Origin of the sequence: Lentibacillus cibarius (assembly GCF_005887555.1) — a bacterium.
GTDB lineage: Bacteria > Bacillota > Bacilli > Bacillales > Amphibacillaceae > Lentibacillus > Lentibacillus cibarius.
The window spans coordinates 261,100-275,543 of sequence record NZ_VCIA01000001.1 but is presented as its reverse complement, the minus strand read 5'-3'; the positions used below and the strand labels follow the sequence as shown (position 1 = coordinate 275,543).

At 39.7% G+C, this 14,444-nt stretch carries 10 protein-coding genes and 2 pseudogenes; 9 read left to right on the top strand and 3 right to left on the bottom strand.

Features of this window, described 5'->3' with window-relative positions:
* The first annotated feature begins 539 nt into the window (after positions 1-539).
* From FFL34_RS01385 to FFL34_RS01375, 3 genes are all read left to right on the top strand, one after another.
* Positions 540-1,550, top strand: coding sequence for a ketoacyl-ACP synthase III (locus tag FFL34_RS01385; protein ID WP_010529128.1), 1,011 nt, complete (start codon positions 540-542; stop codon positions 1,548-1,550).
* A 748-nt stretch (positions 1,551-2,298) separates the two neighbouring features.
* Complete coding sequence (ltrA, locus tag FFL34_RS01380; RefSeq protein WP_138600671.1) at positions 2,299-4,092, top strand: group II intron reverse transcriptase/maturase; 1,794 nt, start codon at positions 2,299-2,301, stop codon at positions 4,090-4,092.
* A 263-nt stretch (positions 4,093-4,355) separates the two neighbouring features.
* A complete protein-coding gene (locus tag FFL34_RS01375; protein WP_138600669.1) occupies positions 4,356-4,778 on the top strand; it encodes a hypothetical protein in 423 nt (140 codons plus the stop codon).
* Between the two features lie 150 nt (positions 4,779-4,928).
* On the opposite strand, the gene FFL34_RS01370 is transcribed toward FFL34_RS01375, so the two are convergent.
* Complete coding sequence (locus FFL34_RS01370) at positions 4,929-6,128, bottom strand: IS110 family RNA-guided transposase (RefSeq protein WP_138600488.1); 1,200 nt, start codon at positions 6,126-6,128, stop codon at positions 4,929-4,931.
* 664 nt (positions 6,129-6,792) lie between these two features.
* Here FFL34_RS01370 and FFL34_RS01365 point away from each other — a divergent pair.
* Positions 6,793-7,020 (top strand): DUF3923 family protein, encoded by a 228-nt coding sequence (locus FFL34_RS01365; protein WP_138600667.1) that lies wholly within the window; start codon positions 6,793-6,795, stop codon positions 7,018-7,020.
* 915 nt (positions 7,021-7,935) lie between these two features.
* Here FFL34_RS01365 and FFL34_RS19100 read toward each other — a convergent pair.
* Positions 7,936-8,013 (bottom strand): annotated as a pseudogene (locus tag FFL34_RS19100) (VOC family protein); the annotation flags it as partial.
* Positions 8,014-8,750: 737 nt separating this feature from the next.
* On the opposite strand from FFL34_RS19100, the gene FFL34_RS01360 reads away from it, so the two are divergent.
* The 5 genes from FFL34_RS01360 to FFL34_RS01340 all read left to right on the top strand — a co-directional run bounded on the left by FFL34_RS01360 (position 8,751) and on the right by FFL34_RS01340 (position 13,160).
* Positions 8,751-10,004 (top strand): RecT family recombinase, encoded by a 1,254-nt coding sequence (locus tag FFL34_RS01360; protein WP_171046237.1) that lies wholly within the window; start codon positions 8,751-8,753, stop codon positions 10,002-10,004.
* A 5-nt stretch (positions 10,005-10,009) separates the two neighbouring features.
* Positions 10,010-10,768: a hypothetical protein gene (locus FFL34_RS01355; RefSeq protein WP_138600663.1), complete on the top strand. Its 759-nt coding sequence runs from the start codon at positions 10,010-10,012 to the stop codon at positions 10,766-10,768.
* A 62-nt stretch (positions 10,769-10,830) separates the two neighbouring features.
* Positions 10,831-11,247: a single-stranded DNA-binding protein gene (gene ssb / locus FFL34_RS01350; RefSeq protein WP_138600661.1), complete on the top strand. Its 417-nt coding sequence runs from the start codon at positions 10,831-10,833 to the stop codon at positions 11,245-11,247.
* A 22-nt stretch (positions 11,248-11,269) separates the two neighbouring features.
* Positions 11,270-12,043, top strand: coding sequence for a RecB family exonuclease (locus FFL34_RS01345; RefSeq protein ID WP_234031395.1), 774 nt, complete (start codon positions 11,270-11,272; stop codon positions 12,041-12,043).
* A gap of 130 nt (positions 12,044-12,173) precedes the next feature.
* The gene (locus FFL34_RS01340; protein WP_234031394.1) at positions 12,174-13,160 is read left to right on the top strand and encodes a thermonuclease family protein; all 987 of its coding nucleotides are present in this window, start codon (positions 12,174-12,176) and stop codon (positions 13,158-13,160) included.
* 193 nt (positions 13,161-13,353) lie between these two features.
* Here FFL34_RS01340 and FFL34_RS01335 read toward each other — a convergent pair.
* Positions 13,354-14,360 (bottom strand): annotated as a pseudogene (locus FFL34_RS01335) (beta-ketoacyl-ACP synthase 3).
* Positions 14,361-14,444: the final 84 nt, after the last annotated feature.

Here is a 14,444-nt window from a genome sequence, read left to right as displayed (position 1 = left end):
GTTATTCTGGTAGATGCCCCATCCAGTTCTTCAGCCGTTCAAGATATCCGTCGACATACCTTCTCTCGAAGAGAGGCTTCAAGCCTTCGTTCTGCCGAATCAACTGGCTTCATACCTCAAAAATAGATGCACTCAGGATTGTTGACGAGATGAATTCGGGAAACGTGGTTCCGTCATTTTCACCCTCCGTTGTAAAGTTGGAATTCATTTGAAAGTTCCCAGCATTTCGTGCCTCAAAGTGTTTATAGCAGAACTTGTCGCGTCGCCCGTTGCGGAAGATAGGTAATCAATTTCAGTAATATTTTAAGGCTACCAACTTTATTGTTATATGACTGACTTTTATGTTAAACAACAACAATAACCATTACGGAAGGTTTTCTAAAAGAAATTTACGATGAATGGTATTAAGATAAAAGTATTCTTCAGCTAAAGGGCGCGCTTCTCGAATAGAAGGCGTCCTTCTTAAGGGTACATTTTTAGTACCAGGTAATAATATCATGTGTTAAAGTGGAATAAGAATAAGGTAAGGAGTGAAATGAATGACTCAATCAAAAGCTCGCATTACAGCCGTTGGAAGTTATGTACCGAAACGTATATTATCTAATGCTGATTTAGAAAAAATTGTTGACACAAATGATGAGTGGATCACTCAGAGAACAGGTATGAAAGAACGTCGCATAACAGAGGAAAATGAATTTACATCCGATTTATGTATTAAGGCGGTGGAAAAAATAGTACAAGATTATAATAAGAATCTTGACGATGTTGATTTAATTATTGTTTCCACCTCTACAGCAGATTACGCATTTCCAAGTGTAGCTTGTCAAGTTCAAGAACATTTTAACTTGAAAAGTACTGGTGCATTTGATTTGAATGCGACATGTGCTGGGTTTACATATGGGTTACACGTAGCCAATGGTTTAATTACCTCCGGACTTCACAAAAAAATATTGGTAATTGGGGGAGAGACGTTATCGAAAGTTACGGATTACACTGATCGTTCGTCATGTGTTCTGTTCGGCGATGGGGCTGGCGCGGTATTAGTTGAATATGATGAACAAAACCCCAGTTTTATATCTTCTGTTTTAGGGACGAATGGGGAAGGTGGGATCCATCTTTATCGTACTGGATTGTCAAAGCAAATGAATGGTATGGATTTGCTTGGGAATGGAAATATGGTTCAGAATGGGCGCGAAGTATATAAGTGGGCGGTACGAATGGTTCCAATTGGTCTCCAGACATTGTTAGAAAGAGCAAATTTAAAAACAGAAGACATTGATTGGTTTGTACCTCATAGCGCAAATTTAAGAATGATTGAATCTATTGGTGAAAAATCACATATTAGTATGGACAACACATTATACAGTGTTGAAAATATGGGAAATACTTCATCGGCATCGATACCATTAGCACTCGACCTCGGAATAAAAGAAGATAAATTACATTATGATGATACGGTTATCCTGTATGGATTTGGCGGGGGACTCACATATACCGGATTGATTGTTAAATGGGGAGTTCCTGACCGATCAAAAACCACTCAAAAGTAATAAATACTTGATTGCAACTATTCCTCAAACGGGCGCCGATCGACAAGTTCTGCTATAAGCGTGCTCAGACGTGAAAAGCAGTAGATGATACAAAATCATAATCTAAACGTTACAACCGAGGATGGGAATGACGGAACCATGTTTCCCGAAACCATCCCATCAATACTCCTGCATGCGCCATGACTGACAGGTTATGGGGTCTGAAGTACAGGTGGATTCGGCAGAACGAAGGCTGGAGCCACTCCCAAGGAGAAGGTATGCTGACGGATATGCCGCATGGCTGAAAAACTGGATAAGGTGAGAATGGTTTCAGCGGAATGAAACTGACGAATAACTGAATATACGGGTCTAAAGTTTGACTATAAGGAAATCTTATAGGTCATCTAACGATGACGTGAGTGGTGTGAAGTAAAAATGCGCCCTCTGAAACACGCTATACCGAACAAAGGCGGTATCCAGCTCACAGGCTTATAGGGGAACACCTAAGTTCAGAACGGAAAGCTAGGTTGTAAGGGACTTGGAAAACTAGGAACGTTGAAACAGGGGCTGTCACCCTAAACGGTTACTATAAGGCTTATGCCGAAAGGTATTTATCCTTTTGAGGGTAGGGGCATGACTGATGAATCTCCTGTAACGGGATTGGAGGAATAGCCCCAAGTCTAGCGAAATGAAAGATTACTTTCCATACGTGTGTTGCACCGGTCGGGTAAGAACGTGGGAACATCACTCCGGAAGGAGAGATGCCACAGTGCAAGCTTTACGATATTGGGATTACTACGGGATGACGGAGACATTTTCAGATTTATACGATAAAAGCTTAAAACAACAACCTTTTTCTCACCTTTACGATATTATCACATCAAGAGAAAATATTTTACTCGCTTATCGTACCATCAAATCCAATAAAGGTTCCAAAACACCTGGGACCGATGGGAATACTATCAATGACATGAAAAAGTGGTCCGAAGCAAAACTAGTAATGGAAATCCAGAGGCAATTAGAAAATTACCGCCCAAAGAAAGTCAGACGGAAATGGGTAGATAAAGGCAATGGAAAATGGAGACCTCTCGGTATTCCTTGTATCTTAGACCGCATTATCCAACAAAGTTTTAAACAGGTACTTGAACCAATCGCCGAAGCAAGATTCTATAAGCATAGTTATGGATTTAGGCCTCTCCGCTCGACGCACCATGCGATGGCAAGAATCCAACAACTTATCAACCTATCCCACTTCCATTTTATGGTAGATATTGACATTAAGAGTTTCTTTGACCATATTAACCATACGCTACTTATAAAGCAACTGTGGAACATAGGGATTCAAGACCGGAAAGTATTAGCCTGCATTGAAAAAATGCTGAAAGCTGAAATTGATGGGGAAGGCACACCTTCAGAGGGCGTGCCCCAAGGAGGCTTATTATCAACATTATTGGCAAACATAGTGCTCAATGACCTTGACCAATGGGTTGCCGGACAATGGGAATTTTTCCCGTTAACCAAATCCTATCAATCTAAAGGTGGCGAAAGACAGGCTAAAAAGCGTACGAACCTTAAGGAAGGTTATCTCGTCCGCTACGCGGACGATTTTAAAATTCTTTGTAAAGATGCCAAAACGGCACAGAATTGGTATCACGCTGTAAGACTTTATCTTAAAGACCGTTTAAAATTGGATATTTCACCGGAAAAATCGCAAGTTGTGAACTTGCGGAAACGAGAATCCGAATTTTTAGGCTTTACTATCCGTGCCAACAAAAAGCGTAATAAGAGAGTAGCGCGTACTGGTATTAAACCGGATAAAAAGCGCAAAATCAAGGAAGAAGCAAGGAAGCTGATTCGTAGAATCAGGTCTTCGCCTTCAGCTCTTAATGCCTTGCGTTTTAACAGTTTTGTTTTGGGAATACATCATTATTTCAAAAGGGCTACTAAAGTCAATCTGGAGTTCTCACGCCTTACCTATGACTTAAGAGCGTTCATGTATAATCATCTCAGACCAGTCGGTAGATATGGTCGCCCGGCTAATCCACCGCCAACTTATAAAAAGATGTATCACAGTAGCTTTAAAACGTTTCAAATCGCAGGTGTATATTTATTTCCGCTATCGGATGTTAAAACGGTTAACACCATGGGGTTCAGTCCGAAAATGACTCCTTTTACCAAAGAAGGTAGGGAAAAAATACACAAAAAGCTGCGTCCGGACATCCAACGAGAAGTTGGTGAGTTAATGAAATCAACACTTCTGAACCGAAGTGTCGAATATCTGGATAATCGAATCAGCCGGTACAGTATGAAGATGGGTAAATGCGAAATTACAGGTATGGAGTTACCTGCTTCAGATGTCCATTGTCATCACTATCTACCGCTAAATTTTGGAGGAAGTGACCAATTTAATAACCTTCGCATTATCCATGAGGATGTACATCGATTGATCCACACGAAGGATAAAGAGATGATTGATGAACTAAAAAGGAGATTTCAACTTACCCGCGGAATGATCGAAAAGGTCAATCGATTCCGAGAAAAATGTAAGCTTGAATCCGTTTGAAAATCTCAAGCACAAAGTAACGAGGAACTTATAATCGAGTAGATTCGTTAGATGGAGCGCGGAGTGCGGGGAAACCTGCATGCTTCGTGTGGAGCAGGGGAAAAGCTGGAGATAACCTCAAAGGCTTACCTATTGCTGACTTTTCTCTAATAAGGATTATCACCAATATTGATTTTCAAGTGTATTAATCATATAATACATAATAAAGGTGTATTAATCATATGATACACCTTTATTATGTATCCGAAGGGAGGCCTGAGCTTATGAAGAAAAAAGCAACCTTGTTATCAATGTTTGTTTTAGTATTTGTATTTTTATCTGCTTGTACAAATAATACTGGTGCTTTAATAAAACCAAATGAGAATAGTATGGTTATTCACATAAAAAACAACGCTAATATTGACTTTAATTCGATAGAAATCAGTACTGGTGGTGAAATCACAGGCGGTATAAGTTATGCTGATGGCTCTGAAATTCGAAAAGGGGACACACTTAGTAAAAAATATATTGATCAAGAAGACTTTAACTTAGAAGGCAAGAAAACATTTAAATTTACATTGATAAATGAAATGGAACAAAAGATACCATTGAAAGAAATAACACTTGAATTAGCAACAAACAAGGAATACTTTTTTGAGATCATTGGTGATTCGATAAATGAAGCTGGTTTAAAAAGAATAAATTAACATTTCCTCAATACGATACCAGCTAATAGCTGTCAACAATTCGGTCTAAAAAAGTTATAAAAAACATGTCAGACTAAAATTAAACAATCCAAATAGCCTTATTGTGAGGCCAATAAGGTTTTGAAAATTGGCAATAAATCAAACTCTATATTATTGATCTACAAAAACTTCTTGCCGTTTCAACATGGCATGAATCCAATGAATTAGTTTATTAGCACAAGCGATTACAGCGACTTTGTGTGGCTTACCCTCGTTTCGTTTGCGATCATAGAAGGCTATAAGCTTCTTGTTCCGATTTTTGGCGAGACCGCATTGTACAGCCGTATAAAGAGTCTGACGCAATCTTGATGACCCCCTTTTTGTGATTTTGTTGATGGAGGCCTTAAACTTCCCGGATTCAAAAACGGAAGGGTCTACACCCGCATAGGCAGCTAGTTGCTTGGGGTGTTCGAACTGATTCATTCCACCTGTTTCAGAGAGGATTGTTGCCGCAATCTTGCCTCCGATGCCGGGAATGGATTGGATCAATTCATAATCATAAAAGGATTCAGCCAGGGCGTCTATCTCTTTTTGTAACTTAGATAGGTGCTCCTGGTATTGAAAGAGCATTTGAATATACATCTGTATGCTGACAATATGACCATGACAGACTGGCTGTTGAAATGGATTGCGATCCGCCGCATCCTTTAATTGAGCAGCTTTGTTCCTAAACCATGCATCAGAACGTTTGGCTCCAAATTGACGCATTTCGGTGGCCAAGGTTTCCTGCGAGATCTTTTGAACATCCACAGAAGTCGGATAATGCAGTAAGGTGTTGAGCGACATCTTGCCATAAAGATCACTGAAAACACCATGATATTCCGGGAAAATCTGATCCAGAGCAGCCTGAAACTGAAGTTTGATTTCGACATAGCTGTCTGTTAAAGCACTATGTTGTCTGGTTAACTGCCGCAGATTTAAATACTGCTCTGTTTTTCTCTGGAAAACTTCCAAATCTTCTTTGTAGTACAGCTCCCCTAGATGGAAAGCATCAATTTTGTCCGTTTTCACTTTGCGTAGACTCGTTTTTCTGGCTTCATAGGAAACCACCGGATTGATTAAATAATACGTTACATCATGATTCTCAAGAAATTGAAGCACAGGCTCATGATAGTGTCCAGTAGATTCAAAGATTACAGCTGGTGTTTGGCCAGAAACCTGTTCCACTTCTTGATAAAATCGATAAAAAGCATGAAGTCCCTGTAGATCGTGAGCAAATTTAAAGCTCTGCTTATAAGTTTGTTTCCTTTTTAAAAAGGCTTGGACCTGGCTTTCGCCTTTAGCGATATCCAGACCAATAACAGGATCCATGAAAATCACAACTCCTTTAATAAATTCGCCGGTGCGCCCCTCTTTCACTTATAGTTTCATAGCTTCGTGTGTTATACGGGATCATGTCCCAACCAGCCTCAAACATGTTTCTATAAGGAAGGGGTGGACAGTATTACGGACGGGATCAGTGTCCCACGGGCGCGAGCGTCCTACCCCGGCTTCCCCAAGGATAAAACCTATTAAAATAGGTCAGCCAGTACAATGACTGACTAACCATATAATACGAACGGGCGCGATTCACTAACAAGGAATCGCGCCAATATCGCATATAAGGGCCATTATCTTGAATAACGTATTGTGAGACTGACGTGGATTTGAAATAATTGTTAAGCAGGTAAATTATAATATAAGGGGATATATATGGGGAGATACATAGGCATTTTCATTCTTACGCTTTTTGTAGTAGGCTTGCTATTTTTTGTTATTCCAATTTTTATTTGGCAGGTTTCAAGTGATATTGATTTTGTTTCATTTCTGGGAACATCTTTAGTAATATTAGCAGCTTTTATAATCGCACAGCTTTTTTACATAATTGATTTACTTAAGAAAAGAAAAAAATAGCTATTAAACAATCGAGCGCTTTAATTGATTAATTGTATGCCTGAACCGGGCCAGAATGTTAGGGGAATGGGGGAGTGATAATGTGAAACAAAGATGGCTTTTCTGGTGGATTGCTAACATTATTTGGGTTGTCCTTTTTGCAGCAGGAACTTTTGTTGTCTGGACAAGAGAGGTTGACGGCGCTGGTGTTACTCAAACACCTGAGCTTAAATTAGTGGCATTTATAGTATTATTGGCTGTATTTATAATCCCACTAATTATTCAGATTGTATGGCTAATTGTTAATTTGAAAAAGGGTAGAGTAAATTAAGCAATGGGGCGCACTAATCGAATAGTGTGTCCTTCTGAAACGGACATTGAATAGCAGTAGTTAGAGAATTGTCTAAAAGTGCGGTGAAAAAGTATTCTTTGTTATTCCGGGCAACTGCAACTGATTTTGAGCTATATGTAATGCGCACATAGGTGTTTACCTTATGGGCGGATGTTGAGAGGAGACACATTCTGGACTTCGGGATTTCAGGCGAAATGAAATGACGCACTATAACATTGCAAAATGCGGGTCCATAAATAAAATACCCCCCTGCATTGGTGAAATATTTCCCCCTTTTTTACAAAATGGGGGTAGCGTCAGGGTTCAATGGTAATGTTATAAATGCTATCATATCAAGGTCTATGTGCTTTGGATCAATAGTGTCTAATCTAGAGTCGAAGTAAATAATACAAAAAATAGGGTTTGTAAGTTTCCCATATGACTTGTCTCAAAACTCTTATCGTTGCTAAGTCAGCAATTTTAACCCCTCAGAATACTATCCGCATTTTCCTGACTGTACCCTTATAGTGGCATAAGGGACTTTTAAATTTTTATGAAACTCCCAAAGGGAGTTTCATAAAAATTTTCTCTTTTAATAATACCAGCGGCCACAATGGCAGCAATATTTCTTCTTATCTTTCTTTTTACATGGGTCATTGTAGTCGTAGCAATTATAATATTGATTTTTCTTTTTACAACAATCGCAATAATAATCTTTCTTTTTACAAGGATCGTAATAGCACATTGAATTACCCTCCCTTCTTTCATTTCATAATATGATAATTAAAGGAAATGGATTGGACAGGTTTCATAGTCAAAAATTCATTTTTTAATCATTTATTTTACGCTTTATCATAAAAAATTAACCCTGTTAAACCCTGTTATTTAAGGTGAATATTAGATTAACGGTTGTAAAAGGCCTGCTCGACATTTATGATATGGAACGTCCAGAAACCGTTCTTCTGTTTGAACAAAAACGATATAAGTATCCCCCCTTGCAAGCTAATCATTTTTAGTTCTTCTGTTATCGGGCGCCGATCGACAAGTTCTGCTATAAGCGTGTTCAAACGTGAAAGGCAGTAGATTATACAAGATTATTATCTAAACGTTACAACCGAGGATGGGAATGACGGAACCATGTTTCCCGAAACCATCCCATCAATACTCCTGCATGCGCCATGACTGACAGGTTATGGGGTCTGAAGTACAGGTGGATTCGGCAGAACGAAGGCTGGAGCCACTCCCAAGGTGAAGGTATGCTGACGGATATGCCGCATGGATGAAAAACTGGATAGGTTGAATAGTTTCAATCAAAATGGAATTTGGAGTACATTGACGTAATCTTGATATTTTGCTATTTTAGATTTATAGATATTTTGTATTTTCGTCACCATTGGGTGAAGGTCGTCACCTCCTCGTTTTACGAGGAAGATTCGGCATAAAGTATTCTTGTCTTTAAATTCCGTTGATATTTTAGGAAAGAAAAGACTCGTGTACGTTCACACAAAAAACACGCATTACCTGTGTTCATAATCAAGAAATTAAACAAGTGTATGGCGTTTGCTATACGCTTTTTCTATTGCTTATTAAGAGTCAGTTTATCTCATGCAGTTGAGATTTACTGGCTTTTTTTAATGGATAAAAATTCTCGTTAAGGAGGTGATTCTATGTTGTGATGAAATATTTTCTAAAGAATGAATCCAAAATTATTTACTAAAGGAGCGATAAAAATGGAAAAAGCAATTCAATTCACAGACAAAGAAAAGTCGTTAATTTGGAGCCGGTTTATCCAGCCAGTCAATGGAAGTGATGCAGAAGCGCAGCACTTTGTGGAAATGTGTGAAAACTTCGGGCTCAATCCATTACTAGGAGATGTAGTGTTTCAACGCTATGAAACGAAACGTGGAGCGAAAACCCAGTTTATCACAACGCGGGACGGGCTTCTCCGTGTAGCCACTCGTCAACCGGGCTATGTAGGTCCACCTAATGCCAACGTGGTCAAAGAAGGCGATGAGTTTGAGTTTCTTCCAAGTGAAGGAGATGTCAAACATAAATTTGGCACCAAACGGGGCAAGATTATTGGCGCCTATGCCATCATGAAGCATAAAAAGCACCACCCGGTTGCTGTGTTTGTGGACTTTGCTGAATATTACAATGCCAACAGCGGCAAAGTGAACTCCAAATACGGAAATCCCAACGTATGGGATACACTTCCGAGCGCCATGATTGTGAAAATCGCTGAAACGTTTGTGCTGCGCAGGCAGTTTCCATTAGGTGGTTTGTATACTCAGGAAGAAATGGGACTGGATGATAATCTGCAGGGAACCGACAATCGTTCAGGACAACAGCCAAGTCAAACGCAAAAAGGTGAAAAAGAACAGCCAAAAGAAAACACACCATCTCATGAAGAAACACCGGCTGCTAAATCTATTACCAGCCGGGAAATGATTGTGCAGTCTTATGCAATCAAAACAAGTTCTTCCAATAAACAATATGGTCTGCTGACGGTGAAGCCAAAAGAATTGAATCAAACCGTTAACGTACTGGTTCGTGATAAAAACCTAATGAGCGCCTTAAAAGAGACTACAGAAGGGGAAATATTGAATCTAGCTATCTATCAGGAAAACAGTTTTTACTTCCTGCATGATATGCGAACGCCTTCCACGGAGAAAAAGGAAGAAAACGAACAGCAAGCGGAATCATCGTCCAGCGAACAACCATCGGTGAATGTAGATCAATCCATTCATGATACGTACAGTGTCATGATTAAAAATGTAACTATTGGCGAAAAGAATGACGCTAAGTTTGCCAAAATTGCCGGGGAGATCAACGGTGAATCAACGCTAATGATTGCGCGCGGAGAGAAAGAAGTGCAACAGGCTGAACAACTAGAACAAGGTGACCAGGTCACCCTTGCCTTAAAGAAAGAAAATGGCTTTTGGTTTTTAGTAGAAGTCATGGACAATAATCAACAGGCAGGGTGATGCCCATGTTGCCAAATATTCTTGATGTTGCACAAAAATATGATCTTCAGTTCCAGTCGAAATCGTTCGGGAAAAAAGAAAGTTTGGCCAAATGCCCCTTTTGCAAAGAGGATGCCGGTAAACGAAGGAAATTCTATCTTTCTTTAAATACAGAAGAGCAGCTGTACAAGTGCTGGTACTGCAAAAAGGCAGGAGGCGTTCTTGACTTTGAAGTGCAGTTAAGCGGCAAACCATACCAAGAGATCAAGCAAAACTATTTCGGTACATGCCGTCAATCACTTCATCCGGCCTACCGACTGACACCGTATCAGCTGGAACGGATTGGCTGGAAAGAATACAAGCGCAACGATTTTAGGCAGTTTCAAATGCATAAAAGGCAAATATTAAACGATTGGAAGCAATACACACATGAAAAATTAGCATTGCACTATGCGATTTTCCTCTGTATTGCCCATTTGGAAAATCAGCAAAAACGGCAACAAGAATTGCTCGTGTGGTTGATATACAAATGTTGGCATGCCACGATTCCAAATATGTATAACCGTATTCAGGACGAGTATTTAAAAGGACAGGAACAAGGCCCAAAAAAATGGGCTGTGGAAGGTACCATTTTGGGACGCCTTGCCTGGGGTACTTGTTTAGAAACGATTGATTTTGATATGGATACACTTTTCGTCAATATTGTGTTTTTGCAATACTTACGAAAAACCGAGCATAAAAAAGGACACGTTCCAATAACGGAAGGTGTCCCTATAGGGGGTTAATCTTGCTTGAATCAGCATAGCAAGCAAGATGATAAAATTCAACAATAAAGGAGTTTCATACGATGAATAACACACAATTAATTGGACGCATGACCAAAGATGTAGACATGAAATATACGCAGAATGGTGTGGCAGTTGCCACTTTCACATTGGCAGTTAATCGTCCCTTCACCAATAAAAACGGAGACCGTGAAGCTGACTTCATTCGCTGTCAGGTATGGCGCAAACTTGCGGAAAACACCGCACAGTTCTGCAAAAAGGGGTCACGGGTTGGTGTCACTGGTCGCATTCAAACACGTTCCTTTGAAGGACAGGATGGAAAGCCTGTGTTCATGACCGAAATCGTTGGTGACCAAGTAGAATTTTTGGATTCCAAAACATCACAGGGAAAAGGTAGTCCGTCTAATCAATCGTCAGGGCAGCCTAACCCGTTCCAGGGGCAACCCGTTGAAGTGGATGATAAGGATTTGCCATTCTAAATAAATACGGCTAGGAAGGGAGATGGCATGGGCTCATCTCTCTTTTTTTAAAAACATGAAGAAAGCAGGTGAAACGATGATCTTTTCGTTCAGTCGGTTAAACCTATATAAACAATGCCCGTATCGGTTTTATAACAAGTATGTACTTGAAAAAGACGAACCAATGACACAGCCACTTGCTCTAGGAAAAGCCGTTCATAAGGCAATTGAGGATAAAATTAATGGCATACCTCATCGTGAAGCGGTATTAAACGGTTATGCAGAGGCTAATTTTTATGAAAAATTAACGCAGTCGGAAATAGATAATTTAGTGCTAAAAGCGCCAATCCATCAAGGTATGGGGGACACCGAAACGTATTTTAAGTTGGAGTTGGCAGACGAGGCCAATGCACCGCAGCTACAAGGATTCATTGATTTGATTCAGCCCAATGGCAGAATTACGGATTGGAAAACGAATCGTGTTCCTTATAAGACACTGGATAATCACCAGTTAGCCCTTTATGCTTGGGCAGTCAGTCAATTAAAAGGACTACAAAGTGTAGAGGGTAGTTATTACTTTTTACGTTTTCGTCAAGAACGAAGCCATGTGTTCACACCAGAAGACATGGAACAAGCAAAGCAATGGGCATTAGATACTGCCAATGAGATAAATGGTAGACTAGCTTTATTAAAAAGGCATCCCGATAATGCTGGAATGCTATTTCCAGCCCATCCTTCAAAGTTATGCCGTCATTGTCCATTCGCTTGGGAATGTTTGAAAAATAATAGTAATGTCTTAACATCGCATGTAGTGTAATCTGTGCGATGTTTTTTGTTATTGTGAGAGATTAATAGTATTTTAATCCTGAATGGATGTACTGAATCAGTGTAATAGTGTAAACCTAATTCAAAAATGTATGTTAGTAGTTAGGGGGATTCATAGCATATTGGAAACCATATTATTGATTAGCTTTATAATGTTGGCAGCGTTTATCTTGGTGAAGAAACAGGTAGCAATCAAACTTATCCCACTGGTTATGATTATTGGTTTTACATTGATCGGCTGCTCAGCAGAAAACACTGAATCTAAAGAGCAAAAAGAAGAAACACAAGCGGTTCAAATGGAGAAATCGAATAATGTTAATCAAGACATTGAAGCTAAAGAACCAAATGAAGCCCAATCCGAGGTCAAAAGCAACAAAGAAAATGAAAGTTCAAATGAACAACCAAACAGTAATCGGAATAAAGAAAAGAAGCAGGTGCGCCAAGGCGCCCCTGATCACGCTGAAAAGGCAACAATAAATCGGGTGGTGGACGGTGATACGATAGAAATCAATTATAATGGATCTGTTGAGGACGTTCGACTGCTTCTTGTTGATACACCGGAAACTGTTCATCCGTCAAAACCGGTTCAACCGTTTGGTCCAGAAGCATCGAATTTTGCCAAAGAGAAATTGGAACAAGGCGAAACAGTTTATATTGAATTTGATGGGCCGAAACGTGACCATTACGACAGGCTACTCGGTTATATTTGGGATGACGGCAAGAATTTTAATAAGCAGCTGTTAAAAAAGGGGCTGGCCCGATACGCATATGTATATGATCCACCGTACACGCATCAAGAGGCGTTGCAAAAAGCTGAGGATTCTGCCCGGAACAATCAGCTGGGAATTTGGAGTATGGAGGGTTACGTGACATCGGATGGTTACGTTTCTCAACCGGAGGATGCAGGCGATACAGATACAACCAAATCTCCGCAGTCAGAAAGAGCGTCTTCGGGGTTTGATCCCAACGGACCTGATAGGGACTGCAGTGACTTTGATACGCAAGCTGCAGCACAGGAGTTTTATGAAAAAGCAGGTGGTCCCGAACAAGACCCGCACCGATTGGATGGCACGGACGGAGATAGGAAAGTGTGTGAATCGTTACCGTAATCTTTAAAATGGTCATATGAATGTACCCCTTTTGGAATGTTTTTACCAACGATTGTAACTCTATTTACCATTTATATAAAATTAAGGGCCTTCGAAGATAAAAAGCCTAATCCCTCCGTGTTTTAAGTGAGGAATTAGGCTTATGATGTTCCGTAAATGCGCCTGTTAATTTATATTGTTTCACAATCTTATTCTACAACGGTGCAGGATTATTAATTTGTTCGTCAAAATTCAACTCTAAAAGTTGGCCTGCATAAACCAAACCGGATCCGAAACCGTGCATAAGAACTCTCTCTCCATTTTTAACTATTCCTCACGGATTCCAAGGTCCAGAGCTAGTGGAATAGTTGCAGCCGAGGTATTTCCAAACTTGACCAAGCTATATAGTGTTTTTTTCATCGGGTATTCTAACTTTTCGCAAATTGGTTCTATCATTCGCAAGTTAGCACTGTGGGGGATAAACCAATCAACATTTTCTAAACTCGTTTGCGTGTTTCCTAAAATTCGTTTAATACTATCAGGAATATTCCTTATAACCCATCGAAAAACCTCTCTGCCATTTTGAACAAGATATTGAGTATCGATTAGCTCAATTCCATTGACCTTTTTTGAAAGTCCAAGACGATATACGTGTTGCGCCCCTTTTCCATCACTTCCTAAATCGAATCCGATGAAATCTTTTGATTGTTCATCTTGTTCAACTAAAACTGCACCAGCCCCATCACCAAATAAAATACATGTACTTCTATCCGTATAATCAGTGATTTTTGATAGCGTATCCGCACCAATAACAAGTATCTTTTTGTGAAGTCCGGATGCGATATAGGTATGTGCTGTATGTAACGCATAAACAAACCCTGCACAAGCCGCACTTAAATCCACAGCCCCTGATTGTGATATATTTAATCGGTCTTGAATGATACTTGAGACTGATGGAAATGGAAAATCTGGTGTGCTTGTTGCCACAATAATCATATCAACATCTTCAATATTTTTATTATATCTGTGCATTAAATCCTTTACAGCAGATACACATAAATCGCTTGTAAATTCATCGGGACGGCTAATTCTGCGTTCTTGAATTCCAGTTCTTTGGACAATCCACTCATTATTTGTTTCAACCATTTGTTCAAGTTCAAAATTTGTTAGTTTTTTCTCTGGTACATAGCTTCCAATAGCTGTAACCCTTGCCCCTTTCATGTAATTCACCTCAAATTAAGAGTTAATATTATTACCTGGTACCAATTATAGCATATAAACACACTATTTTCACAAGACATTATT

Coding starts and splice junctions, on each gene's coding strand:
- FFL34_RS01385 (WP_010529128.1), top strand. CDS start 540: ATGACTCAATCAAAAGCTCGCATTACAGCCGTTGGAAGTTATGTACCG.
- FFL34_RS01375 (WP_138600669.1), top strand. CDS start 4,356: ATGAAGAAAAAAGCAACCTTGTTATCAATGTTTGTTTTAGTATTTGTA.
- FFL34_RS01370 (WP_138600488.1), bottom strand. CDS start 6,128: ATGGATCCTGTTATTGGTCTGGATATCGCTAAAGGCGAAAGCCAGGTC.
- FFL34_RS01360 (WP_171046237.1), top strand. CDS start 8,751: ATGGAAAAAGCAATTCAATTCACAGACAAAGAAAAGTCGTTAATTTGG.
- FFL34_RS01355 (WP_138600663.1), top strand. CDS start 10,010: ATGTTGCCAAATATTCTTGATGTTGCACAAAAATATGATCTTCAGTTC.
- ssb (WP_138600661.1), top strand. CDS start 10,831: ATGAATAACACACAATTAATTGGACGCATGACCAAAGATGTAGACATG.
- FFL34_RS01345 (WP_234031395.1), top strand. CDS start 11,270: ATGGCATGGGCTCATCTCTCTTTTTTTAAAAACATGAAGAAAGCAGGT.